At 47.3% G+C, this 23,970-nt stretch carries 25 protein-coding genes; 20 read left to right on the top strand and 5 right to left on the bottom strand.

The features are described 5' to 3' along the window. The first annotated feature begins 123 nt into the window (after window positions 1-123). Complete coding sequence (locus AB8599_RS09275; protein ID WP_407330626.1) at window positions 124-840, top strand: RluA family pseudouridine synthase; 717 nt, start codon at window positions 124-126, stop codon at window positions 838-840. 254 nt (window positions 841-1,094) lie between these two features. After that, window positions 1,095-1,556 (top strand): DoxX family protein, encoded by a 462-nt coding sequence (locus tag AB8599_RS09270; protein ID WP_407330625.1) that lies wholly within the window; start codon window positions 1,095-1,097, stop codon window positions 1,554-1,556. A gap of 202 nt (window positions 1,557-1,758) precedes the next feature. Here the strand turns inward: AB8599_RS09270 and AB8599_RS09265 are convergent, their stop codons facing one another. Together AB8599_RS09265 and miaE are read right to left on the bottom strand one after the other, a co-directional pair. Continuing rightward, window positions 1,759-2,499 carry a sporulation protein gene (locus AB8599_RS09265; RefSeq protein WP_407330624.1) on the bottom strand — a complete coding sequence of 247 codons (741 nt, stop codon included), beginning with the start codon at window positions 2,497-2,499 and terminating at the stop codon, window positions 1,759-1,761. Between the two features lie 158 nt (window positions 2,500-2,657). Next, on the bottom strand, window positions 2,658-3,437 hold the full coding sequence (miaE, locus tag AB8599_RS09260) for a tRNA isopentenyl-2-thiomethyl-A-37 hydroxylase MiaE (protein ID WP_407330623.1): 780 nt from the start codon (window positions 3,435-3,437) through the stop codon (window positions 2,658-2,660). A 134-nt stretch (window positions 3,438-3,571) separates the two neighbouring features. On the opposite strand from miaE, the gene AB8599_RS09255 reads away from it, so the two are divergent. The 3 genes from AB8599_RS09255 (at window position 3,572) to AB8599_RS09245 (ending at window position 5,281) form a co-directional block, all read left to right on the top strand. Then, entirely contained in the window at window positions 3,572-3,889 is a 318-nt protein-coding gene (locus AB8599_RS09255; RefSeq protein ID WP_407330622.1) for a hypothetical protein, read from the top strand. 23 nt (window positions 3,890-3,912) lie between these two features. Continuing rightward, a complete protein-coding gene (locus AB8599_RS09250; protein ID WP_407330621.1) occupies window positions 3,913-4,596 on the top strand; it encodes a helix-turn-helix transcriptional regulator in 684 nt (227 codons plus the stop codon). 172 nt (window positions 4,597-4,768) lie between these two features. Continuing rightward, window positions 4,769-5,281, top strand: coding sequence for a fasciclin domain-containing protein (locus AB8599_RS09245; protein WP_407330620.1), 513 nt, complete (start codon window positions 4,769-4,771; stop codon window positions 5,279-5,281). A gap of 112 nt (window positions 5,282-5,393) precedes the next feature. On the opposite strand, the gene AB8599_RS09240 is transcribed toward AB8599_RS09245, so the two are convergent. Beyond that, window positions 5,394-6,950: a SulP family inorganic anion transporter gene (locus tag AB8599_RS09240; protein WP_407330619.1), complete on the bottom strand. Its 1,557-nt coding sequence runs from the start codon at window positions 6,948-6,950 to the stop codon at window positions 5,394-5,396. 353 nt (window positions 6,951-7,303) lie between these two features. Then, window positions 7,304-10,387, bottom strand: coding sequence for a ribonuclease E (gene rne / locus AB8599_RS09235; protein WP_407333202.1), 3,084 nt, complete (start codon window positions 10,385-10,387; stop codon window positions 7,304-7,306). Window positions 10,388-10,906: 519 nt separating this feature from the next. Between rne and rluC the strand changes: the two genes are divergently transcribed. Then, window positions 10,907-11,863, top strand: coding sequence for a 23S rRNA pseudouridine(955/2504/2580) synthase RluC (rluC, locus tag AB8599_RS09230; protein WP_407330618.1), 957 nt, complete (start codon window positions 10,907-10,909; stop codon window positions 11,861-11,863). Then, complete coding sequence (locus tag AB8599_RS09225; RefSeq protein WP_407330617.1) at window positions 11,853-12,494, top strand: HAD family hydrolase; 642 nt, start codon at window positions 11,853-11,855, stop codon at window positions 12,492-12,494. Before rluC ends, AB8599_RS09225 begins: the two co-directional genes overlap by 11 nt. Window positions 12,495-12,587: 93 nt before the next feature. On the opposite strand, the gene AB8599_RS09220 is transcribed toward AB8599_RS09225, so the two are convergent. Then, entirely contained in the window at window positions 12,588-13,175 is a 588-nt protein-coding gene (locus AB8599_RS09220; protein ID WP_407330616.1) for a Maf family protein, read from the bottom strand. Between the two features lie 235 nt (window positions 13,176-13,410). Here AB8599_RS09220 and yceD point away from each other — a divergent pair, with 235 nt between their 5' ends. From yceD to AB8599_RS09155, 13 genes are all read left to right on the top strand, one after another. After that, entirely contained in the window at window positions 13,411-13,941 is a 531-nt protein-coding gene (yceD, locus tag AB8599_RS09215) for a 23S rRNA accumulation protein YceD (protein WP_407330615.1), read from the top strand. Window positions 13,942-13,946: 5 nt separating this feature from the next. Beyond that, window positions 13,947-14,117: a 50S ribosomal protein L32 gene (rpmF, locus tag AB8599_RS09210; protein WP_016961383.1), complete on the top strand. Its 171-nt coding sequence runs from the start codon at window positions 13,947-13,949 to the stop codon at window positions 14,115-14,117. A 9-nt stretch (window positions 14,118-14,126) separates the two neighbouring features. Continuing rightward, window positions 14,127-15,152, top strand: coding sequence for a phosphate acyltransferase PlsX (gene plsX, locus AB8599_RS09205; RefSeq protein WP_407330614.1), 1,026 nt, complete (start codon window positions 14,127-14,129; stop codon window positions 15,150-15,152). A gap of 5 nt (window positions 15,153-15,157) precedes the next feature. Continuing rightward, window positions 15,158-16,123, top strand: coding sequence for a beta-ketoacyl-ACP synthase III (locus AB8599_RS09200; protein ID WP_407330613.1), 966 nt, complete (start codon window positions 15,158-15,160; stop codon window positions 16,121-16,123). A 14-nt stretch (window positions 16,124-16,137) separates the two neighbouring features. Further along, window positions 16,138-17,061 (top strand): ACP S-malonyltransferase, encoded by a 924-nt coding sequence (gene fabD / locus AB8599_RS09195; protein ID WP_407330612.1) that lies wholly within the window; start codon window positions 16,138-16,140, stop codon window positions 17,059-17,061. A 59-nt stretch (window positions 17,062-17,120) separates the two neighbouring features. Next, the gene (fabG, locus tag AB8599_RS09190) at window positions 17,121-17,855 is read left to right on the top strand and encodes a 3-oxoacyl-ACP reductase FabG (RefSeq protein WP_407330611.1); all 735 of its coding nucleotides are present in this window, start codon (window positions 17,121-17,123) and stop codon (window positions 17,853-17,855) included. Window positions 17,856-18,012: 157 nt separating this feature from the next. Then, window positions 18,013-18,249, top strand: coding sequence for an acyl carrier protein (acpP, locus tag AB8599_RS09185; protein ID WP_016961388.1), 237 nt, complete (start codon window positions 18,013-18,015; stop codon window positions 18,247-18,249). A gap of 98 nt (window positions 18,250-18,347) precedes the next feature. After that, window positions 18,348-19,586 (top strand): beta-ketoacyl-ACP synthase II, encoded by a 1,239-nt coding sequence (fabF, locus tag AB8599_RS09180; RefSeq protein WP_407330610.1) that lies wholly within the window; start codon window positions 18,348-18,350, stop codon window positions 19,584-19,586. Between the two features lie 73 nt (window positions 19,587-19,659). Next, window positions 19,660-20,469 (top strand): aminodeoxychorismate lyase, encoded by an 810-nt coding sequence (gene pabC, locus AB8599_RS09175; RefSeq protein WP_407330609.1) that lies wholly within the window; start codon window positions 19,660-19,662, stop codon window positions 20,467-20,469. After that, window positions 20,466-21,479 carry an endolytic transglycosylase MltG gene (gene mltG / locus AB8599_RS09170; protein ID WP_407330608.1) on the top strand — a complete coding sequence of 338 codons (1,014 nt, stop codon included), beginning with the start codon at window positions 20,466-20,468 and terminating at the stop codon, window positions 21,477-21,479. Before pabC ends, mltG begins: the two co-directional genes overlap by 4 nt. After that, window positions 21,476-22,111, top strand: coding sequence for a dTMP kinase (gene tmk, locus AB8599_RS09165; RefSeq protein WP_407330607.1), 636 nt, complete (start codon window positions 21,476-21,478; stop codon window positions 22,109-22,111). The genes mltG and tmk overlap by 4 nt, the downstream gene beginning before the upstream one ends. Then, window positions 22,101-23,066, top strand: a complete 966-nt coding sequence (gene holB, locus AB8599_RS09160) for a DNA polymerase III subunit delta' (RefSeq protein ID WP_407330606.1) — start codon at window positions 22,101-22,103, stop codon at window positions 23,064-23,066. The genes tmk and holB overlap by 11 nt, the downstream gene beginning before the upstream one ends. An 88-nt stretch (window positions 23,067-23,154) precedes the next feature. Next, on the top strand, window positions 23,155-23,931 hold the full coding sequence (locus tag AB8599_RS09155) for a TatD family hydrolase (RefSeq protein WP_407330605.1): 777 nt from the start codon (window positions 23,155-23,157) through the stop codon (window positions 23,929-23,931). Window positions 23,932-23,970: the final 39 nt, after the last annotated feature.

Raw genomic sequence — 23,970 nt, 5'->3', positions numbered from 1 at the left:
GGGAGAAGGCGAAGGGGAATAATGCGAAATGTAACAGATGCGAAGTGCGCTTCTAACCGTTACTATCGCTTTCTTCTTGTTGCATACTTTAAGCATGCGCTATCGATAATAGGAATATCTTGAATGTCACATGTCGCCCCCGCGTCTTACACCATCGTGGATAACTTCGTTGCCCCTGCGTGTGAGGGATTCGTGGACATTTTGTATCAAGATGACGATATTCTACTGATCGACAAACCCAGCGGTCTGTTTAGTTTATCTGGCAAAAATCCGTTGAATTGGGATTCGGTGCATTACCGCTTAGTCAATGGCCAACAAGGGCGTACGCCCGCTTTTCCTTCTGCCATTCTTCCGCATCGCTTAGATTTTGGCACCTCTGGGATCATGGTGGTGGGGCTTAATGCTGCATCAGGTCAGCAGCTTAATAAGCAGTTCCAAGCGCGCATCATTCAAAAACGTTATATCGCCATGTTAGAAGGGTGGGTTTTGGATGACATTGGCGAAGTCACCGCGCCAATAGCGAAAGACAAACGCCTTTTCCCTTGTGTGAAGATTTGTCATGAAACAGGCAAATCCGCAACCACTGAATACACGGTGCTGCAGCGGCTAGATAAGCCATGTCGCACCCTAGTGAAATTCACGCCAATCACCGGGCGCACTCACCAATTGCGAATCCACAGCCAAAGTATGGGGCACCCCATCCTTGGCTGTGATTTGTACAAAAGCCAGTTCAGCGAACAAATGGCTGATAGGCTGCAATTGCATGCCAGTGATTTATTTTTTGAGCATCCTATTAGTGGTGAGCGCATTCACGCGAAAAGCCCGTGTCCGTTCGTGTGATAGTGTGGAAACCACGTGCCTATTTTTCGCTGTTATTGGCCAACTGAGCACCCAGTAAAATACCTTCCGCCGTATGATTCATCGCGCTTTAAAATGCCACCTCATCTTGTTCAAAAAAACTGAATAACTATCTCGGATTAATCCGTTTTTACTGCGAGGTTATTTTGCTTAATCTTTACGCAAGCAATACAGAGCTGATAAAGAAAGCCAAAAACTGCTAGTTAAACATATTCAGAATAATTGAGGGAAAGGCAATGAGTAAAGATTTAGTCAATAAGGTTTTGCGCTCAAACGCAGGGTTTGCACCACTAGCACTACGCGTGCCGGTAGGCATCATTTTCATGGCGCACGGAGCACAAAAACTGTTTGGTTGGTTTGGCGGCTATGGTTTAGAAGGCACGGGTCAATGGATGGCGTCGATTGGCCTTGCACCAGGCTACTTGATGGCTTTAATGGCAGGTAGTGGGGAATTTTTTGGTGGTCTGTTTATTCTTCTCGGTTTTTTGACACGCCCTAGCGCGGTGGTGTTGGCATTTACCATGTTCGTTGCGATTGTTACCACACACCTTGGAAATGGCTTGTTTATGGCGAACAATGGTTATGAGTTTGGTTTAGCACTCATGGCTGCCGCGGTCTCACTCGCTTTTTCTGGTGCAGGTAAGTTGGCATTGGATGGAAAGTTGGCAACAGCGTTTAGCGTGCGACCAAGCCTGTAATCCTCGTCTGATTAAGTCAGCGATCATAAATTTGCGCAGGGAAGTGGTTAAGAGCAAGGGGGATTTCAGTAACTATTTATTTTGGTTAAAAATTCTCAATTCTCTTAGCGACGAAAAGACAACTTGCAACGATGAGAGTGGAAAGGTCAGCCGAGGCTGACCTTTTTGTTGATCGTTCTTAACAGAAAGCAGGACTGGCAACTTATGCTCGAAGCGTCGAAGCCAATGCCTGTTCCACTTCACCTTCTGAGGCATCACGCGAAATAGTGAAAGAACGGAACATGTCGCCACGCCCTAAAGCACGATCTATTTCCGCCAAGCAATGAATAACGCCACCATCGAGAATGAACGAGAGTTCGATTTCTCTGCGGCTAAACATGCCACTACTTTGGAACTCAAGTTCCTGATAACAGCCGGATTGGGATGCAAAACCATCGCCGCGAAGGTGACCTTTCTCTACATCGGCTTTTACCATGGTGAAGCCTTCACGCTCTAACACATTAAGCGCTCGCTGTACGGCGGGAAGTGGGCGAACCTCAAGATAATCACGGTCATTTGGGTCGATGGCAAAATCAATGTCGAGGGTTGTTTCTACCCACACATGGCATTTGTTTGAACGTGCATTAACCGCAGTGATGGGCGTTTCTTGATGAAGGTTCAGTTCAAAAGGGACGACCTTCTCTTCATTTGGCTGGATAACAAAGGGATCGCTGGCTTGTAGTGAGCCGAGAACGAACGTTTGATAGCTCACGCCGGAATCTGACTCCACTTTTACTTCCGTACATAGTTTTAGTGAAATGGCATCAATTTGCTGTTCAATGTCTCCACCTTTGATGCGAACGACGCCCCTGAGTGTTTCTCCTTGATAGACAGATTCATGATGCAAAAGTGTGTCTACGGTGGTAGCGCCAATACCTAACGACGCTTTGAGTTTTTTGAACATGTTTATCCTTTTTCTTGTTCACACCCATGATCACTGTTTACACGCCATGAGGGATTCGTGCAAGGCGCAACCTTGATACAAAACTGTGATGGATTGAATTCTAATGAAAAGCTATGAAGTCATTTCGTTCTCAGTGCGTTGTATTTGAGTTGGGTGTGTTATGCCGCCCGAGCAGGAATACCACTGTGGAAACGAAACGTGTGATCGGGTGCTTGAATCAATGCCGCTTCTTTCTCGCCGATGATTTGGACACGATCGCTGATGTCGCCGCCCGCAATGGCTTCTGCCAGCTTGAGGTAATCTTGATAGTGACGCGCTTCAGAGCGCAACAGGGAGATATAGAATTTGCGAAGTTCTTCATCCAAGTGCGGAGCAACTTTGGCAAAACGTTCGCATGAGCGTGCTTCGATGTATGCGCCAATGATCAGCTTGTCTATAAGGGTTGCTGGTTCATGGGTTCGCGCACTTTTCATTAGACCGCGTGCATAACCACCGGCGGGCAGTGATGAGTAAGCCATGTCGCGCTTTTCCATGATTTCGATAACTTGCTCAAAATGATGAAACTCTTCTTTGATAAGACGAACCATTTTATCAATCAGATCTTGGCTATGTGCAAAGCTTGCTTTTGGCGTGAGAGGCGCACTTAGGCCATTTTTTTTGGATTGGAAAATACCGTCTTTTTTGCAAAGATAAACAAAATCCTCGTAGGGTTTGGCCCATTCCAGAAGCAACGCGCCGCTTGATTCATCGATGGCGTATTTGCGAATCAGCCACATGGCGGTTTGGCTAGCTTTCAGTTCGCAGTTGGCGTGATCGCGTAACAGAATGGTTTCATTCTCAGGCTTTATCGCTTCATCAATCCATGCTTGAGGGGTTTCGCAATGCAGAAATCCACGAACAGGTTCGAGCAATTTTTCTAATTCTTGGCTTAACGACATCGATATTCTTTGCTTTTATAAGGTGTTGAGGCAGCGATTATACAAATCCCTGAGGCAGAGAGAAACACTCCTGACAGGTTCTGTCAGTAGCTGGCAGTAAGCTTCTTCCAACCCACAAAGAAGGAGAAAGCACCATGGAAAACGTTGTTGAAACCGTTCGCTTTAAATTGAATCAAGGCACCGACGTGCAAAGTTTTTTGGCTGACGCTGAAGGTACAACATCTTTTGTGAAAGGAAGAGCTGGCTTTCAATATCGTTCACTAAGCTTGAATGAAGAAACGCAAGAGTGGCTCGATATTATTTACTGGGACACGATGGAAAATGCGAAAGCGGCTTCTGATAACTTTATGAGCAATGAATCGGCGCAGAAGATGGTCTCTCATATCGATGAAGCATCGCTTGTGATGGCCACCGATTTCGTCAAAATGAGTATCTGCAGTTCTTCTCTATAAAGAATAACAAACAGGAATGGTGAATGAGTAAATCGGAGCGCTTATTTGAACTGTTGACGCTGTTACGTTCTAAACGTTACGCGGTGACGGCGAATGCATTGGCTGTCGAGCTAGGTGTTAGTGAGCGCACGATTTACCGCGATGTTCAATCTCTGCTTCTTTCGGGCGTGCCCATTGAAGGAGAAGCAGGGGTTGGCTATTTGCTCGGCAAAGGTTCCCACTTACCGCCACTGATGTTCACCGAAGAAGAAATGCTTGCCTTAGAATTGGGTATGAAGATGGTTGAGGCATGGTCTGATAAACGCCTCGCATCAGCGTCCGAATCCGCCTCTCGTAAAATTCACTCTATCTTACCGGAACATTTGAAAGCGCAAATTGAAGCGTTGCCGCTTGCTGTGCCGGCATTTCATGTTGAAAGTGACCATGCGGAGCGTGGTGATGTATTGCGCGCAGCAGCATCAGGAAAAACCAAAGTGCGTATTGAATACGAAACGGGTGAGAAGGTGGCCAGCGAACGGGTCATCCACCCACTTGGTCAAGTGTATTGGGGCAAAGTATGGACGCTCGTGGCTTGGTGTGAACTTCGCGATGAATACCGAAACTTTCGTTTAGATCGAATTAAAAGCGTTGCTGTGTTGGATGAGAGCTTTGAAACTTCAGCGACGAAAAACTTCCAACATTTCATGTCTCTTTGCTGCGAGAACTAGCGATATTGAATCGAGTGATCGACAGAATATATTGATGAATCGATGGCTTTCGATGAAAAAACAAACCGTATTCGTAATCTAATTCACAGATACCCTCGTATTCATCTCTGCTGATCAGCACTCACGGGGCTTCATCCCCACGCAAATAGCGTTTTTAAGAAGGAGAGATCGTATGATTTCTACAAAGGTTTTTTCGTCAGTAAAATCTACCCTGTTGGCATCAGTGTGTGCATTAGTGATTGGTGTATTTAGCGTGCAAGCTGATGATCATGGAATGAAGAAGAACATCGTTGAGATTGCAGCAAGCAACCCCGATTTTAGTACGCTCGTTGCCGCCGTTAAAGCGGCAGGTTTAGTTGAAACGTTGCAAGGGAAGGGGCCATTCACGGTGTTTGCACCTACCAATGACGCATTCGCTAAGCTTCCCGCTGGCACAGTTGAAAGTCTCTTACTGCCAGAAAATAAAGATAAATTGATTTCGATTTTGACCTATCACGTGGTACCAGGCAAGGTGATGGCTGCGGATGTGGTAGCTATGACTGAAGCGCCGACGGTGCAAGGAAACATGATCAAAGTTGACGCTTCGAATGGCGTTAAAGTGGATAACGCTAATGTGGTTGCAACGGACATCGTGGCATCAAACGGCGTCATTCATGTTATCGATAATGTGATTATTCCTCAGTGAGTTAGCGGCAAAACCGGCGTTAAACACTAATAAAAAAAGAAGAAAAAGCGAGCTAAATAGCTCGCTTTTTTGTTTCTTTTACAGGTGTATTGCTAATGCGTGACGTTGGGCGTTAACCCAATAGGTCATCTGCCACTTTGTAGTTTGGATCTTCAATATGATTGATTTCAACCAAGCTACCCGCTTTAGTTAGCAATGCTTGGCAGTCATGCGATAAATGGCGAAGGTGCAGTGTTTTACCTGCTTTGTTGTAGCGGTCTGCCAATGTATCGATCGCTTCAATCGCAGAGTGATCAACAACACGTGACTTACCGAAATCAACAATGACGTCATCTGGATCGTTCTGCGTGTCGAACAACTCAAGGAAATTCGCAACTGAACCAAAGAACAAAGGACCGTTTACTTCGTAAACTTTTGAACCTTGTTCGTTAATATGGCTCGACGCGAAGATGTGTTTAGCATGTTCCCATGCAAACATCAGAGCAGACACTATCACACCCACGATAACGGCGATTGCCAAATCGGTCATGACTGTCACGGCAGTAACAAGAACGATCACGAAGAAATCTTTCTTAGGCACACGACGTGCAAGCTTGAACGTTGCCCATTCAAAAGTACCAATGACCACCATGAACATCACACCAACCAGCGCGGCTAACGGGATCATTTCAATCAGTGACGATGTAAACAAGATGAAGCAGAGCAGGGCGATGGCAGCAACAATACCTGACAAGCGGCCGCGACCACCTGAGTTAACGTTGATCATTGATTGCCCAATCATGGCACAGCCACCCATTGCGCCAAACACTGAACAGGTTACGTTTGCAACGCCTTGACCGACACATTCGCGGTTACCGCGACCACGAGTACCTGTCATTTCATCAATAACTGTCAGGGTCAGTAAAGACTCAATCAGGCCGACGGCAGCAAGAATAAGCGCGTAAGGCAAGATGATATAGAGTGTTTCAAGATTAAAGGGAACCGAGGGAACAGAGAACGTCGGTAACGTGCCAGCGAGCGTTGCATTCGCATCGCCACTCATTGCGCGCAAGAAGTCGACAACGTTGCGGGTATCCAGATCAAGAAATACGACTGCAGCAGTCACTGAAACAATCGCAACCAACGAAGATGGCACTGAAGTCGTCAGCTTTGGCAGGAAATGGATAATTGCCATCGTAATCGCAACTAGACCTAACATGAGGTAAAGCTGTTCGCCTTGCAGCCAAACTAGCGCTCCTGAAGCGTCCGGGGCTTTGAACTGCCCTAGCTGTGCGAGGAAGATGACGATGGCTAGACCGTTTACAAAACCAATCATTACCGGATGCGGTACCATACGGATAAATTTACCCAGCTTGAACACACCGGCGGACACTTGAATGAGGCCAGCAAGCATGACAGCGGCAAAGAGATACTGAACGCCGTGTTCAGCAACCAGACTGACCATGACAACTGCCATTGCACCTGTTGCGCCGGAAATCATGCCAGGTCGACCACCAAGAATGGACGTCAGCAGACCCATAATAAAGGCCGCATAAAGACCAACCATTGGGTCTACGCCCGCAACGAAGGCGAAAGCGACGGCTTCCGGCACCAAGGCCAGAGCAACAGTCAGTCCCGACAATACGTCGTTTTTCACAGAGTGTTGGGGAAATTTAGGAAATTCAAACATCGTGTCGGATTACTTCTTAAAATGTTGGGTTAAAAGGGTAGTGCAAAAAAGTATGACTCTGCGAAGTCAACATGTCGCAAAGTGTTAACGCCTGCGGATACTACCGAAAAGTGTGATTTTGTTCAATGTTGGTAACGATATTGTAAATGATAACAGTGAAAACTTTGCAGATTGAACAGTCAGTTAGCGAGTGCTAGGTGAAGGATAAATGATAGCTTCATGAGACCTCAAAGGGGATGTTGTCATGAAAGTAATGTCGAAGTCCTTGTCTTTATCTCGTGCAGGCATTGTAAATGCTAGAAATAAAAAAAGAGCCATGACAAGCATGGCTCTTTTCGCTCAACCTAGTTTATTTAGAAGCTAGGTTTAGTCGCAGGTGCTGTTGCGCGACTTGTCGCGGTATCGCTGCCTGCTTGTTTGGTTTGTGTCACTTCGCGGCGGAAATCTGCAATAGCAACTTCTACCGCTGCTGCATTATTTTCAGGCGCTGGTGCTTTGGCCATAGGCGCAGCAACTTGGCGGTAGCGAATCACTGGCGCTTCAACAGCCTTAGCTACTTCAACAGCTTTAGATACTTCAACGGCTGGAATTTCACTTGCTTCCATAACACCTTTAACGTCAGCTTCTACTTGAGAAGCCTCTGCCGCGAGTGATTCAACGGCCGCTGTTTCTTCTACGGCCACTTGTGGCAGCACTTCTACTGGCTCGTTAATGGTAACAGGTAGCTCTTCGCTTAGTGCTTCAGTACCTTCTGTTTTGGCTTTTTCTTCCAACACACTTGGTGCAGGACGACGTGGGAATACTTTACCCATTGCCATTTCAGGGAAGGCAACGCCACCCAAAGAAGGTTTTCCTACAACAACTTGTTCAGTTGGAACAGCAGCAGCCACTTCTTCAGTCACAACATCAGCAACGACAGGGGCTTTGATGGCAGTTTTTGACGGCCAAACTTTACCCATTGCCATTTCTGGAGAAGCAACGCCAGACTTCAAGACCACTTGATTACGTTTCTCTACAACAGAAACTGCTGTTTCCATCATGTCCAATTGGTCTAGTGCTTGCTCAGTTGAAGAGGTGTCGTTTTCATCACGGTTGTTGCGACGACGGCGCTGACCACTTGCACGCAGGTGACGTGGAGAGCGGCGATTACGACGTTTCTCGTCACGTTGTTCCGTGTTTTCCGATGCATCTACTACAGGTGTGGTTGACTCGTGGTTTTGCACTTCCGCTTTCGCTTCGGTAGCAACCGCTTGACCCATCTCCAGCAGCGGACTTACTGCTGCTTCGGCTTCTTGTGCTGAATCAGCAACACGGACTTTCTTGTTGAGGTTGCGGCGTTGACGGCGTTGTTTCACTTTCTCCGTCTTTTCCACTTTCTCTTGTTTAGCAACTTCTTGCTTAACAACAGGTGCGTCTTCTTTCGCTGGCTTAGCCACTTTCACTTGCTGACGTTGGTCGGTTCTTTCTACCTTCTCAACTGGCTTGCGAGTTTGCTTCTTCGTCGGCTTTTCTTGACGCTCGATGTTACGCTCAGTGTTTTCTGGGCGCTCTCTGTTGTTGCGACGCGGTTTACGGCCATCGCTACGCTCGCTGTTTCTGCCGTTTTCATCACGTTGAACACCACGAGATCCACGACGAGTGCGGTCTTGTGAGCGTTTTTGATCACGACGGTTGCGGTTTTCGCGTACAGGCTCTTGTGGCTTATCTTCTTCTACAGGTTTACTGCCTGCAAACAGGCCAGAGATGAAGGAAACAACACGAGATAGTAATCCTGGAGTGGCATCGTTCGACTTCGCAGGTGCTGCTGGAGCAGCTTGCGGAGAAGGCGTTGGCGATGCTGGCGCAGCGAAGGTTGCTAGTGCAGGCTCTTCGCGTTTTTTAACGACGCGCTCTGCAGGTGCATCATCTTTGCTTTCCGCTTCACGAATTGCTTCAAGATGTTGTGGCAGATCGTATGAAAGTGTTGTGTTTTCATCGCCACCACGCACACGTACGACTTCAAAATGAGGCGTGTCCATCTCGGCGTTTGGAGCAATCACAACACGGACGTTGTGGTACTTCTCAACGTGTTGAACAGAACGACGTTTTTCATTCAGAAGGTATGAAGCTACAGCAACGGGCACGATTGCCATCACTTGTGTAGTGTTTTCTTTTAACGCTTCTTCTTCGATAAGGCGAAGGATAGAAAGTGACAATGATTCATTGTCACGCACAACACCTGTGCCCGTACAACGAGGACAAATGTGGTGGCTAGCTTCAGCAAGAGATGGGCTCAAGCGTTGGCGAGACATTTCTAACAGACCAAAGCGGGAAATACGGCCAATCTGAACGCGAGCGCGGTCCATGCGGACAGCTTCACGCAGACGGTTTTCAACTTCACGCTGGTTACGCACAGGTGTCATGTCGATGAAGTCGATAACAACTAAGCCACCTAAGTCACGCAGGCGCAATTGACGTGCAATTTCATCCGCTGCTTCTAGGTTAGTTTGCAGTGCGGTTTCTTCGATATCAGAACCCTTTGTTGCACGTGCAGAGTTGATGTCGATAGAGGTCAGTGCTTCGGTTGGGTCAATAACAATTGAACCGCCAGACGGCAAACGAACTTCGCGTTGGAACGCAGATTCAATCTGGCTCTCAATTTGATAGTGGCTAAATAGTGGAACTTCGCCTTCGTAGTACTTAACACGCTGAAGGAAGTCAGGGCGTGTTGCCTGAATACGCTCACGCGCTTGATTATAAACAGTTTCGCTGTCGATCAATACTTCACCAATGTCACGGCGGAGGTAGTCACGAAACGCACGAGCAATGACGTCACTTTCTTGATAGATCAGGAACGGAGCGACTTTGGTTTCTGCTGCACCCTGGATACGTTCCCAGTTATTCAGCAGATATTTTAGATCCCACTCAAGTTCTTCAGCAGATTTACCGACGCCTGCAGTACGAACGATCAAACCCATGCCCTGAGGCAGTGTAAGACCAGACATTGCTTCTTTCAGTTGGCTACGCTCTTCACCTTCGATACGACGAGAAATACCGCCTGCACGAGGGTTGTTTGGCATAAGAACCAGATAGCTACCGGCAAGAGAGATAAATGTGGTAAGGGCTGCGCCTTTGTTACCACGTTCTTCTTTGTCGACTTGAACAATGACTTCTTGGCCTTCCTTCAACACCTCTTTGATGTTTGGGCGGCCTTGATAGCTGTAGTTGTCTGGGAAGTATTCGCGAGCAATTTCTTTTAGAGGAAGGAAGCCGTGACGTTCTGAACCGTAGTCTACAAATGCTGCTTCAAGACTTGGTTCAATACGGGTAATGCGACCTTTATAGATGTTTGCTTTCTTCGATTCATGACCAGAGCTTTCGATATCTAGATCGTATAAGCGCTGACCGTCAACCAATGCGACGCGCAACTCTTCTTTTTGAGTTGCGTTGATCAACATTCTTTTCATATCAATTTTTTCTCGATTATTTGTTGTTATTAGTTGTCGGATACGAGACAAAACACGCAATGCTGCCAGGTCCCAAGTCTGATATTAATGCAACCTCACGGCTGGGAAATCAGGGACGCTCTAGGGCACTACTCATCGACCCACTGACGCGGAAATTAGAAATCACTCCGCCTTATTCAGTCGGCTCTTCGCCACAAATGGCGATAGTCTCTTTGACACTGGTTATTTATCCCGTCGTGCCAACAAACTAACGGGTGCTTTATTCCTCATGTCTTACGCCAATTGCTGCATGATTAGGACGTCTTGAACTCTCAGCGAATCATATACTACATAGAGATAGTGCCGTGAATGGTCAATGCCTTGGAAAAAGCGGTAAAGATTTACTCTATTTGTCGACTTTTTAGTCGTGACGTGCAAAAAAGCTGCAAACTTTCTTGCATTACGGCGCAACTATAGCAGGGACACTTTTTTGCAGCAAACTACTTTGATGCAATGTAGAATCGATGTCCTATGAATACAGATAAACCCCAAGTGCAGTTCATCGACATTTCTGATGACATTGCTGGCCAGCGGATCGATAATTTTCTCCGAAATAGGCTTAAAAACGTCCCTAAAAGTATGATTTATCGCGTTCTTCGCAAGGGAGAGGTGCGAGTTAACAAAAAACGCATAAAACCGGAATATAAGCTCCAAGAGGGCGATGTTATCCGTCTCCCACCTATCAAGATCCCAGAGGTGACGCAGGTTGCGGCTCCCAGCACCAAGCTTGATAGAGTGGCTGAACTAGAAAAATGTGTGATTTATGAAGATGATCACATGCTTGTTCTCAATAAACCGTCCGGAACTGCCGTTCATGGCGGTAGTGGGCTCCATTTTGGTGCTATTGAGGCCATGCGTGCACTTCGACCAGACGCGCGTTTCCTCGAATTAGTGCATCGTATAGACCGAGATACTTCAGGTATCTTATTGATTGCTAAAAAACGTTCGGCACTGCGCCATCTTCAAGCGCAGTTTCGTGAGAAAACCGTGCAGAAATATTATTTCGCACTGGCAATGGGTAAATGGAAGCCTTCCATGAAGAAGGTAACGGCCCCTTTATTGAAAAACGAAGTGAACAGTATTGTGCGTGTAAACCCTAACGGTAAACCGTCGGAAACGCGGTTTAAAATTCTGGAGCAATTTGAGCAGGCGACTTTAGTTCAAGCGAGCCCAATTACGGGTAGAACACACCAAATTCGCGTGCATGCTCAGTATTCAGGCCATCCGCTTGCATGGGATGACCGTTATGGCGATCCGCGTTTTGATGCTTACACCAAGAAATTTGGCTTAAACCGTTTGTTCTTGCATGCGGCCAACATCAAGTTTACGCACCCAGGCACTGAAGAGATGATGGATATCTCTGCCCCGCTGGATAAACAGTTAGAGAGAGTTTTAGAAGGCTTAAGGAAACTGCCAAGTGTTAACTAACTATAAGTTAGTGATCTTTGATTGGGATGGCACTGTCATGGACTCTGTAGCCCGAATCGTGTCGAGTTTGTCGGAGGCTGCCCGTTTAACGGGTGGTTTGCCTCAATTGTCTTCTGATGAACTCAAGCAAATGATTGGGTTAAGTTTAGAAAAAGGATATCGCTACCTCTATCCCGAGGCGCCACCTGAAAAGTTCGATGAGTGGAAGAAGCATTACGGCGAGCAGTTTCGTGAAGTGAATACAACACCACATGCGCTCTATGGTGGTGTGGTGGACGTTCTAACAACGTTGAAAGATAAAGGTTATGTGCTTGCTGTGGCCACAGGAAAATCACGTATCGGTTTAGATCGTGTCATGCTAGAAACAGACACGGGGCATTTATTTACGTCAACGCGAACGGCGGATCAAACCGCATCTAAGCCGGATCCTTTGATGGTCCTCTCTTTATTAGAGGAACTAAATGTTCAGCCACATGAAGCCGTGATGGTGGGTGACACCTCGCACGATATGCTTCTGGCGAAAAACGCAGGGGTGGATGCTATTGGTGTTACCTGGGGCGTTCATGACGAGGTGGTATTGTCTCAATACTCTCCTGTGGCGATCATTCCGTCGCTGGATGCCTTGGTGTAGTTCATTTTATATTGCAGCCTGAAAATGGCGTATTAACGTAAGAGGGGCGCTGGTTAGCCCCTCTTTTCGTTTAAACTCATTTTGCTCTTAGAATCAATTCAATACCTCGTAACCTTCTGCTCGAAACATTTCGCAAAGCCGAATTAAAGGTAAGCCGACCAAGGTGTTGGGATCTCTTCCCTCCAACTTATTGAACAACGCAATACCTAAGCTTTCACATTTAAAACTACCTGCACAGTCGAGGGGTTGCTCGCGTCTTACGTAGTTATCAATTTCACTGTCGGTTAACGAGCGAAAGTACACATGAAAAGGTTCAACATCCGTCTGTGCGTCTCCACTTTTGCTATTGAGTAAAGTGAGACCCGTGTAAAAGGTGACATGCTTACCTGAAGCTGCTTTTAGCTGTTCAACCGCGCGTTTATGTGTGTGAGGCTTCCCTAGGATCCTTCCGTCGATCACGCAAACCTGATCGGATCCTATGATCAACGCATTGGGGTATGCATCACGACATGCCAGGGCTTTTTCGTAAGATAAACGCTTAACCAATTCTTCAGGAGATTCATCGGCGAAAGCAGCTTCATCGATGTCAGGCGAATGGGACTTGAACGCAATGCCAAGTTTTTCAAGTAGCATCTGGCGATATTTAGAGCCAGATGCCAGCACGACTGTTTGATTATTCATCTAACGGTGCACCTTTGTCAGATTATTCGTATACGGCGGTCAGTGTAATGTTTTACACTTGCGTAGGCGAGTGGACATGCGTTGTTTGCGTCCATTCTGGTATTAATTCGCTAAGTACCTGTTGCACAGAAATTAACCTTTCCTGAATTGTTGTGGCTTTTTTTGCCATCTATATGGAAGTTAAGGTACAAATCTCTTTGACTCGGGATACTTTGGAGGCTAGAATTCGCGCCCTATGCAGAAGGTAAAGCTACCACTGACGGTTGATCCGTTTAAGAGTGCGCAAAAGCGGCTGGACTATGATGGCATCATCACAGGAAAGCAACTCGAGCGTCTTGCTGAGGCAACTGAAGGTGTGATTAGTGATGCTAATGTAAAGCTTTCGTTTGACATTGATGCTCAAGGTCTGAAGATTGTAAGCGGTAACGCCAAGGTCGATGTAACTCTTGAATGTCAGCGTTGTTGGAAGCCTTTCTCGCATCACTGTGATATCGAATTTATTTACAGCCCGGTTTTCAATGAAGATCAGGTTGGCAATTTACCGGAAGCTTATGAGCCGGCATTAGTCGACGAAAATGGCGAGATTAACCTGCTTCACCTCATCGAAGATGAGTTGATGGTGGCATTGCCACAGGTTGCCATGCACGATGAGGTTGACTGCGAAGTCACCGCTGATGGTATGGTTTTCGGGGAAATCCCGCTTGCTGATGAGCGTCCGAATCCATTTGCCGTTTTGAAAAACTTAAAGCAAAGTAACGAGGAGTAGGGTCCATGGCCGTACAAAAGAGCAAGAAATCACGTTCAATGCGTGGTATGCGTCGTTCACACGATGCGCTAACTACTAGTGCACTGTCTGTAGATGCAACTTCTGGTGAAACTCACCTGCGTCACAATGTGACTGCTGACGGTTTCTACCGTGGCCGCAAGGTAATCAACAAGTAAGGTTGAGCCTTGTCTGGTCTAACCATTGCACTTGATGCGATGGGTGGGGATTTCGGTCCCCAGATAACAGTGCCTGCCTCCGTGCAGGCATTGTTGTATTTCCCTTCGCTAAAAGTCGTACTCGTCGGTGATCGTACTGAGATCACTCGCCAGCTTGTATTGCTGGGTCAACATAACGCCCCCCGTATCTCAATTGTGCATACGGAATCTTCTATCGCCAATGATACACGTCCTTCGCAAGCGCTTCGTGCAAGCAAAGGCACATCGATGCGTGTAGCTCTAGAACTTGTTGCTGAAGGCAAGGCAGATGCCTGCGTTAGTGCAGGTAACACAGGTGCCCTCATGGCACTCTCCCGCATGCTATTGAAACTCCTTCCTGGTATAGACAGGCCGGCTTTGGTTTCTGAACTCCCAACGATTGGAAACCATCAAAGCTGGTTACTCGATCTGGGAGCGAATGTGTCTGTGGATGCCGATACCCTGTTTCAATTTGCTGTGATGGGCTCAGTACTTGCCGAGGAACAGTTGGGATACAAGCCTTCGGTGGCGCTGTTGAACATTGGTGAAGAAGAAATCAAAGGGAATGACTTAGTTAAGCGCTGTTCAGAAATGTTGCAACAGTGCTCGGCAGTCAATTACATCGGCTATGTAGAGGGTGATCAACTTTATACAGGCAAAGCTGACGTGATTGTCTGCGATGGATTTGTCGGTAATGTCAGCCTGAAAACCAGTGAAGGTGTCGCTAGATTATTTTTAGAAAGCCTAAAAATACATATATTGGCGAGTCCGTTTAAGAAGCTGGTGGCTAAGTGGTTATTTGGTAGCCTGTTTAAAGCATTAAATAACCTGAACCCCGACCAGTACAATGGCGCAAGTCTGTTAGGATTGCGCGGCATTGTAGTGAAAAGCCACGGACGTGCTGATATATCCGCTTTCCAACACGCTATCGGAGAAGCGGTACACGAAGTCGAACGGCAACTACCTAAAAAAATATGTGACCGTTTGGAAGCCGTACTACTCGAGAGGCAATATTAGTCGTCATGTTTAGTAAGATTTTAGGCACAGGCAGTTATTTGCCTGAGCAAATCCGTTCGAATGCGGATCTCGAAAAAATGGTTGATACCAGTAACGAGTGGATTATTGCTCGAACGGGTATCAAAGAACGCCGTATCGCTGCTGAAGATGAATCAGTGGCAACCATGGGCTATCACGCTGCTTGTCGTGCCATTGAAATGGCAAACATAGACAAGCAAGACATTGATTTGATTATTTTTGCCACGACCAGTGGTGAAAATGCGTTTCCAGCAGCAGCTTGTGATGTTCAAGCTATGCTGGAAATCAGCGGCTGCCCAGCATTTGATATTGCTGCCGCTTGTTCTGGTTTTGTCTACGCGTTGAGCGTCGCTGATCAGTATGTGAAATCAGGCATGGCGCGTAACGCGCTGGTGATTGGCGCGGATCGCCTTTCGCATAAGTGCGATCCTGAGGATCGTTCGACCATCATTCTGTTTGGTGACGGTGCAGGTGCTGCAGTCGTCAGTGCCAGCGAAGAGCCTGGAATTATTTCAACGCACCTTCGCGCTGACGGTAAGTTTGGCGAGTTGCTCAGACTTAAATTTCCTGAACGTGCTGGTGCTAACAGTCCTGTCTCGCAAGATGCATGGCTAGAAATGGCGGGCAACGATGTGTTTAAAGTTGCTGTAACCCAACTTGCTAACATCGTGTCAGAAACGCTTGATGCCAACCATATGGATAAGTCAGAGATAGACTGGTTAGTGCCGCATCAAGCTAACTTCCGCATCATCAAAGCGACAGCCAAGAAACTCGCAATGTCGATGGATCAGGTAGTGATTACCTTAGATAGACACGGCAATACGTCTGCCGCTTCCGTCCCGACTGCGCTTGATGAAGCAGTGCGAGATGGACGCATTCAACGCGGCCAAACGATTTTGCTTGAAGCCTTTGGTGGTGGTTTCGCCTGGGGCTCTGCTCTGATTAAGTTTTAATAAGGAAAATTTCTATGTCTAACTTTGCTGTGGTTTTTCCAGGCCAAGGTTCACAAACTGTGGGCATGTTGGCTCAACTGGCTGAACAATTTGATGTGGTTAAACAAACATTTGCTGAAGCGTCTGACGTTTTGGGTTATGACTTATGGGCACTTGTCCAAAATGGTCCAGACACAGATCTTAACCAAACTCACCGCACCCAACCGGCGCTATTGACAGCGTCAGTGGCTATTTGGCGTGTTTGGCAACAAGAAGGGGGTGCGCAGCCATCAATGATGGCAGGACACAGCCTTGGTGAATACTCTGCACTTGTATGTGCAGGTGTGATCGATTTTAAAGAAGCGGTCAAGCTGGTTGAGCTTCGTGGTCAACTGATGCAAGAGGCTGTACCTGCGGGTGTTGGCGCGATGTCAGCCATCATTGGTTTGGACAACGACGCGATTGCGAAAGCGTGTGAAGAAGCGGCACAAGGGCAAGTTGTTTCTCCTGTGAATTTTAACTCGCCAGGTCAAGTTGTTATCGCGGGTAATAAAGAGGCGGTAGAGCGTGCAAACGTATTGTGTAAAGAAGCAGGTGCAAAACGTGCACTGCCTTTGCCAGTGTCTGTGCCTTCCCATTGTGCGCTGATGAAGCCTGCGGCTGACAAATTGGCTGCTGAATTAGAGAGCATTGAATTTTCAACTCCGTCAATTCCCGTCATTAATAACGCCGATGTGGTAGCTGAAACCGATCCTGCTGCGATTAAAAGTGCATTGGTTCGCCAGCTTTATGGTCCAGTTCGCTGGACAGAAAGTGTTGAAAAAATGGCAGGCGAGGGCGTTGAGCTGTTATTGGAAATGGGACCAGGCAAAGTATTGACGGGTCTAGCAAAACGTATTGATCGCAACATAAATGCAGCTGCGGTAAATGATCCAGCATCGCTGGAAGCGGCGAAGTAAATTCTGGGAATCGCGGCCGGTGTTGAAAGCCAGCTGCTGTGATAAAGGAACGAAAACTCATGAACCTGAATGGAAAAATTGCTCTGGTAACGGGCGCGAGCCGTGGTATTGGCCGAGCCATCGCCGAACTTCTAGTAGAACGTGGAGCGACGGTAGTAGGTACTGCCACTTCTGAGAGCGGTGCCGCAGCAATCAGTGATTATCTGGGTGAAAATGGCAAAGGTTTCGCACTAAATGTAACCTCAGCAGAATCTGTTGATGCTGTGTTGAAAGCGATTAAAGAAGAGTTTGGCGACATTGATATTCTGGTAAATAACGCAGGTATCACGCGAGATAACCTTCTGATGCGTATGAAAGATGACGAGTGGCAGGACATTCTGGACACCAACTTGACTTCTATCTTCCGCATGTCGAAAGCAGTGCTGCGTGCGATGATGAAAAAGCGTAATGGCCGAATCATCAACGTGGGCTCTGTTGTTGGCACAATGGGCAATGCAGGACAAGCGAATTATGCAGCGGCAAAAGCTGGAGTTGTGGGCTTCACCAAATCTCTTGCACGTGAAGTTGCATCGCGCGGAATTACCGTAAATACTGTTGCTCCAGGTTTCATCGAAACCGATATGACAAAAGCGCTGAACGATGATCAGCGTGCAGCAACACTTGCTCAAGTACCTGCTGGACGATTGGGTGACCCACGTGAAATTGCTGCCACAGTCGCATTCCTTGCGTCTGCGGATGCAGCATATATTACAGGTGAGACACTTCATGTTAACGGCGGCATGTACATGATTTAAACATTAAAGTTGCAACACTAAATGATACAGGTCAAACTCCGGCTGTTTATCGAGCATATCGTGGTTTGACCAGCATATAGGGTGTTGCAAAGTCCACATTATTGAATAAACTACTGCACATATCGCATCTGCGAATCTTGTAAGGAATAGTATTAATATGAGCAACATCGAAGAACGCGTTAAAAAAATCATCATTGAGCAACTGGGCGTAGACGAAGCTGAAGTTAAAAACGAAGCATCTTTCGTTGACGATCTGGGTGCAGATTCACTTGACACCGTTGAGTTGGTAATGGCTCTGGAAGAAGAATTCGATACAGAGATCCCAGACGAAGAAGCAGAGAAGATCACAACCGTCCAAGCAGCGATTGATTACGTTGTAGGCGCGTCTGAGTAATCAGAACAAGATCCTTCCAGGCGGTCACCTTGACCGCCTGAGTTTTTTCTAAGACCCCGAAAATTTCAAATACTATCTTTTCTCCGGAGAATATCATCGTGTCTAAGCGTCGTGTTGTTGTCACTGGCATGGGGATGTTATCACCTGTAGGTAACACCGTTGAATCTTCTTGGAAAGCCTTGCTGGCAGGCCAAAGTGGCATTCAAACCATCCAACATTTCGATACCACTGGTTTCGCAACCCAATTTGCTGGGATGGTGAATGATTTCAACTGTGAAGATTACATCTCTAAGAAAGATGCCAAAAAAATGGATTTGTTTATCCAGTACGGCATCGCAGCAAGTGTGCAAGCACTTGAAGATTCTGGTCTGGAAGTCACAGAAGAGAATGCAGAGCGTATAGGTGTTGCTATCGGCTCTGGTATTGGTGGCCTTGGTCTGATTGAATCCAACCACCGTGCGTATGTCGAAAAAGGCCCACGCAAAATTAGCCCATTTTTTGTACCGTCGACCATCGTAAATATGATCGCCGGTCACGTTTCAATTAATTATGGACTTCGCGGTCCAAATATCGCGATTTCAACGGCTTGTACAACCGGACTTCACAACATCGGTCACGCTGCACGTATGATTGCATACGGCGATGCTGACGCCATGGTTGCTGGTGGTGCTGAAAAAGCCTCTACAGAGCTAGGCATTGGTGGTTTTTCCGCAGCCAAAGCATTGTCTACCCGCAATGATGACCCACAAGCTGCATCACGCCCTTGGGATAAAGACCGTGATGGTTTTGTTCTAGGTGATGGTGCGGGTGTTATCGTTCTGGAAGAGTACGAATTCGCCAAAGCGCGTGGCGCGAAAATCTACTGTGAGCTAGTTGGTTTCGGTATGAGTGGCGACGCGTACCACATGACCTCGCCAAGTGCTGACGGTTCTGGTGGTGCATTAGCAATGAAAGCGGCTATCCGCGACGCAGGTATCACACCAGAAGATATCGGTTACGTTAACGCGCACGGCACATCTACCCCTGCAGGTGATGTGGCAGAAACCAAAGGTATTCGTTTAGCAATGGGTGCTGCGGCTGACAAAACCATGGTGTCATCGACCAAGTCGATGACAGGTCACTTGTTGGGCGCTGCAGGTTCCGCTGAATCTATCTTCACCATCATGTCACTGGTTGATCAGGCTGTACCGCCAACGATTAACCTAGATAACCTTGATGAAGGTTGTGACCTAGATTACGTTCCTCACGAAGCACGCCAAGTGAACATGGAGTACGCGCTGTGTAACTCTTTTGGCTTCGGTGGCACGAATGGCTCGTTAATCTTCAAAAAAATGTAAGTTTTTTGATAGACTAGGACGGCTCGATACTTGATATCGGGCCGTTTTTTTATCTGCTTTTCAAGGATGAACGATGATCCTGCTCAATGGGCAGCCTGCCGATCACCTGCCGTTGACGGACAGAGGGCTGCAATACGGTGATGGTTGTTATACCACCATGTTGTCAAACCATGGCGCATTGCGCTCATGGCCGCTTCATTTGGCGCGCTTGAAATCGAATACCAAAGCGCTTGGCGTGACAGGTATAGATTGGGATTTGGTGACCACATGGTCTGAATTCGTCTCGTTGTCTCAAAAAAACGAGCCTAAAGCGATCGTTAAAGTGTTGATCACGCGCGGAAGTGGCGGGCGAGGGTATAGCCCTCAAGGCTGCTATAACCCAAATGTTGTCGTATCCTCCCATGCCTACCCTGCACAGTATGAGCAATGGCGTGAAAAAGGTATCAGTATGGCGATGTTACAGCAGCGTCTTGGCTTGTCGCCGCTTGCCGGGTTGAAGCATCTTAATCGGCTTGAGCAAGTGATGCTTAAGAAAGAATTGGACGCTTTGACTGTCGAAGATGGTGTGGTGTGCGATTTAAATGGAAAGCTCATCGAAACGACAGCGTCTAATTTGTTTTGGCGAAAAGGCGATACCCTATTTACGCCTGACCTTTCGTTGTCAGGTGTGGAAGGTACAATGCGTGCGGAAGTGAACAATGCGGCGTCACAAGAAGGGTTTGGTCTGAGTATTGTTTCTGCTGAGTCAGATGCACTTTTTGATGCCGATGAAGTATTTATAACGAATGCAATAATGGGCTTAGTGCCTGTTAATTGTATAGAAAAAACATCTTATAGCAGCGTTGAAGCGTGTAGAGCTATTTCCTTGAGGTTGAGTGCGTGATAAAAAAAATCGCCCTGATTTTATTGTTTTTTGTTGTCGCTGCAATGGCCGGCGCATATTGGGTACATGATCAGATTGAAAGCTATGTAAATGAGCCCATCGAAATTGAACAGAGTCAGCTGATAACCGTACCAGAGGGGGCTAACTACCACTCTTTCACCCGTAAGCTAGTATCGGAAGGTATTATTGGCAACGCTCAGTGGGCGAGATGGGCGGCTAAAACGCACCCTGAACTGACCAAACTGAAAGCAGGCACTTATCAAATCCAGCCGGGTATGACATTGGCTGATGTATTTGTCGTGGCGCGCTCAGGTAAAGAGCACCAGTTCGCAATTACCTTCGTTGAAGGTAGCACGTTTAAAGAATGGCGAGCGCAGTTAGCAGAAACGCCTCATATCACCCATGATACCGCGGACATGACAGAAGCTGACATTGCCAATGCGTTGGGTGTGAAAGTCGAAAAACTTGAAGGAATGTTACTGCCAGAAACTTATCACTATGTGGCTGGTGAGAGTGACATAGCGATTCTAAAGCGTGCATCCAATCAGCTTCAGAGTGCGCTTCAGCAAGCATGGGAAACACGTGAACAAGGCCTGCCTATTAAGTCGGAGTACGATTTATTAACGCTGGCGTCGATTATTGAAAAAGAAACGGCAGTAGATCGGGAACGCGGGAAAGTGGCTTCTGTATTCGTTAACCGATTAAATAAAGGCATGCGATTACAGACCGACCCAACGGTTATTTACGGCATGGGCGACAAGTATGATGGCAATATTCGTAAGAAAGATTTGCGCACGCCAACGCCTTACAACACGTACACGATTAACGGATTACCCCCAACGCCAATTGCGATGCCGGGTAAAGCGTCCATTATCGCTGCCGCTAATCCATCGGATACCCCCTATTTTTATTTTGTTGCCGATGGTCTTGGCGGACACACATTTTCTAAAACGCTCGCGGAACATAACCGTGCAGTAAGACAGTATCTCAAGATATTAAGAGCCCAATGAATAACGGAAAATTTATCGTCGTAGAAGGTTTGGAAGGCGCGGGGAAAACTACCGCTATCCATAACGTGATTGAAACCCTTAAAGCGAATGGGATTTCAGATGTTGAAACAACGCGTGAGCCTGGTGGTACGCCACTCGCGGAACAAATGCGCGCACTGGTCAAAGAAGGCCATCCTGATGAGCCTTTGACGGATATGGCGGAGCTGTTGCTGCTTTATGCTGCTCGTATTCAGCTGGTCGATAATGTCATCAAGCCAGCACTATCGCGTGGCGCGTATGTGGTTGGTGACCGCCATGATATGTCTTCTCAAGCCTATCAAGGTGGCGGTAGAGGCTTTGACAAAGCCTTGATGCAAAACCTGCGTGATACTGTGCTTGGGGATTTTCGTCCAGACTTTACGCTGTATATGGACCTTGACCCCGCCATTGGTCTTTCTCGTGCTAAAGCCCGTGGAGAGCTGGATCGCATTGAAAAAATGCAGCTCGATTTTTTCCATCGCACTCGTGAGCGTTACCTTGAAATGGCGGATGCCGACGATAGCATTGTGGTCATCGACGCATCACAGTCAATTGAAAACGTCACGAAAGACATTCGCAGCGCATTAGAAGCGTGGTTGAGCCATGCAGGCTAACGTATACCCGTGGCATCATGAGCTATGGCAAAACTGGCAGCAGTTGCTGGGGCAAGAACGCATGCATCATGCCATTTTGCTGAGTGCGCCTAAAGGGAGCGGAAAGCTCGCTCTCGCCGCCATGTTGGCAAAAACGATCCTGTGTAAAAACGCGGTCACTGAACCTTGTGGTGTTTGCCATAGCTGCCAGTTATTTGATGCCGACACCCACCCCGATTTCCATTGGTTAAAGCCAGAAGCGGAAGGCAAGCAACTGGGTGTTGATGCGGTTCGAGCGGGAAACAAGTACGCATGGGAAACCTCTCAGCTTGGTGGTGAACGTGTCATTTTGGTTCAAAACGCAGATAGTATGGGCGAAGCGGCGGCCAATGCGTTACTCAAAACCCTCGAAGAGCCGCCTGCGCACTGTCACTTTATCTTGCTATGTGAATCCATGGAAAGCATGTTACCGACAGTGGTGAGCCGTTGTAATAAGTGGAAGCCCAAGCTGCCAGAAGAAATCGTGGTGAAACGTTGGGTGGAAAGTGGGTTGTTTGACTCAGTGCCTTTACAGGTTATTCGCATCAACCGTGGTGCGCCGCTGGCGGCGAAGGCTTTTATTGAGAATGGCAACCTTGGTAAACACGAAGCCTTGCTGAGTGCTTTTGTAAGTTTTGTGTCTACACGACAAGGCTTATTTACCCTGACGGATTTGCTGTCCAAAGCACAGCGAGACGGATTAAATTGGTTAAGCTTCTTGCTGCTTGATGTGATGAAAGCACAGCAAGGATCCCAAGAAGCGATTGTGCATTGCGATTCAACTGAACAGCTTCATGCCATTGGAAAAGCGGTGAACCCATCAAAGGTCACGTCTCAGCTCATGGCACTGAATAAACTAAAAGCCGAACTGGTCAAACACACAGGGTTAAACAGTGAGCTTCTTCTTAGCCGCTGGCTGTCTGGTTTTCACAATTAATCAAATTAAGGCGGCAAAATGAACCATGTCGCCCTTACTTATCGTATAATCCCGCGCTTCAATTATTTTTCTAACCGGAGAAAGTGACGTGCTAGTCGACTCGCATTGCCACCTCGACAAACTTAACTATGACGAATTACACACTGATGTTGCCAACGTGGTCGGAAAGGCCAAAGAGCGTGGTGTGGATTATTTACTGTCTGTCGGTGTGACGCTAAAAAGCTTCCCAAACATGATGGAGTTGATTCGCCCGTTTGATAACGTGTTTGCGTCTTGTGGTGTTCACCCGCTCGATATTGAAGAGGGCTTCGATTACGAGACGTTAAAGCAACTCGCGTCTGATGACCGCGTTGTGGCTATTGGTGAGACCGGGTTGGATTACCACTATCAGCCAGAATTAGCCGACAAACAAAAGGACGCATTTCGTCAGCATGTGCGCCTTGCCGTTGAATTGAACAAGCCGTTGATCATTCACACTCGAATGGCGCGTGAAGACACGCTGCAAATTTTGCGCGAAGAGAATGCTCAGAAAGTGGGCGGTGTGTTGCACTGCTTTACGGAAAGTTTTGAGATGGCAGAAGCCGCGATTGAGCTAGGTTTCTATATCTCAATCTCTGGCATTGTGACGTTTAACAAAGCATCCGAACTGAAAGACGTGGTTCGCCGACTGCCTCTAGAAAAACTGCTGGTAGAAACGGACTCACCGTACTTGGCGCCGATCCCGTATCGCGGCAAAGAAAACCAACCTGCTTATGTAAAAGAAGTGGCTGACTATGTCGGTTTGCTGAAAGGCGTATCGGGTGAGGAAGTGGCGAAAGTGACCACAGAGAACTTCTTCAAATTGTTCTCACAAGCGAAGCGATAGATACGCGGTAGTTTTTTACAGATTGATAAAAAGAAGCCG

The sequence above is a fragment of the Enterovibrio litoreus genome (assembly GCF_045679545.1).
Lineage (GTDB): Bacteria > Pseudomonadota > Gammaproteobacteria > Enterobacterales > Vibrionaceae > Enterovibrio.
This window is presented reverse-complemented; position numbering and strand designations above follow the sequence as displayed.

What these genes read in the sequence shown, in the direction of transcription:
- AB8599_RS09275 (WP_407330626.1), top strand. Translation starts at nt 124, where the DNA reads ATGTCACATGTCGCCCCCGCGTCTTACACCATCGTGGATAACTTCGTT.
- AB8599_RS09270 (WP_407330625.1), top strand. Translation starts at nt 1,095, where the DNA reads ATGAGTAAAGATTTAGTCAATAAGGTTTTGCGCTCAAACGCAGGGTTT.
- AB8599_RS09265 (WP_407330624.1), bottom strand. Translation starts at nt 2,499, where the DNA reads ATGTTCAAAAAACTCAAAGCGTCGTTAGGTATTGGCGCTACCACCGTA.
- miaE (WP_407330623.1), bottom strand. Translation starts at nt 3,437, where the DNA reads ATGTCGTTAAGCCAAGAATTAGAAAAATTGCTCGAACCTGTTCGTGGA.
- AB8599_RS09255 (WP_407330622.1), top strand. Translation starts at nt 3,572, where the DNA reads ATGGAAAACGTTGTTGAAACCGTTCGCTTTAAATTGAATCAAGGCACC.
- AB8599_RS09250 (WP_407330621.1), top strand. Translation starts at nt 3,913, where the DNA reads ATGAGTAAATCGGAGCGCTTATTTGAACTGTTGACGCTGTTACGTTCT.
- AB8599_RS09245 (WP_407330620.1), top strand. Translation starts at nt 4,769, where the DNA reads ATGATTTCTACAAAGGTTTTTTCGTCAGTAAAATCTACCCTGTTGGCA.
- AB8599_RS09240 (WP_407330619.1), bottom strand. Translation starts at nt 6,950, where the DNA reads ATGTTTGAATTTCCTAAATTTCCCCAACACTCTGTGAAAAACGACGTA.
- rne (WP_407333202.1), bottom strand. Translation starts at nt 10,387, where the DNA reads ATGTTGATCAACGCAACTCAAAAAGAAGAGTTGCGCGTCGCATTGGTT.
- rluC (WP_407330618.1), top strand. Translation starts at nt 10,907, where the DNA reads ATGAATACAGATAAACCCCAAGTGCAGTTCATCGACATTTCTGATGAC.
- AB8599_RS09220 (WP_407330616.1), bottom strand. Translation starts at nt 13,175, where the DNA reads ATGAATAATCAAACAGTCGTGCTGGCATCTGGCTCTAAATATCGCCAG.
- yceD (WP_407330615.1), top strand. Translation starts at nt 13,411, where the DNA reads ATGCAGAAGGTAAAGCTACCACTGACGGTTGATCCGTTTAAGAGTGCG.
- rpmF (WP_016961383.1), top strand. Translation starts at nt 13,947, where the DNA reads ATGGCCGTACAAAAGAGCAAGAAATCACGTTCAATGCGTGGTATGCGT.
- AB8599_RS09200 (WP_407330613.1), top strand. Translation starts at nt 15,158, where the DNA reads ATGTTTAGTAAGATTTTAGGCACAGGCAGTTATTTGCCTGAGCAAATC.
- fabD (WP_407330612.1), top strand. Translation starts at nt 16,138, where the DNA reads ATGTCTAACTTTGCTGTGGTTTTTCCAGGCCAAGGTTCACAAACTGTG.
- fabG (WP_407330611.1), top strand. Translation starts at nt 17,121, where the DNA reads ATGAACCTGAATGGAAAAATTGCTCTGGTAACGGGCGCGAGCCGTGGT.
- acpP (WP_016961388.1), top strand. Translation starts at nt 18,013, where the DNA reads ATGAGCAACATCGAAGAACGCGTTAAAAAAATCATCATTGAGCAACTG.
- pabC (WP_407330609.1), top strand. Translation starts at nt 19,660, where the DNA reads ATGATCCTGCTCAATGGGCAGCCTGCCGATCACCTGCCGTTGACGGAC.
- tmk (WP_407330607.1), top strand. Translation starts at nt 21,476, where the DNA reads ATGAATAACGGAAAATTTATCGTCGTAGAAGGTTTGGAAGGCGCGGGG.
- holB (WP_407330606.1), top strand. Translation starts at nt 22,101, where the DNA reads ATGCAGGCTAACGTATACCCGTGGCATCATGAGCTATGGCAAAACTGG.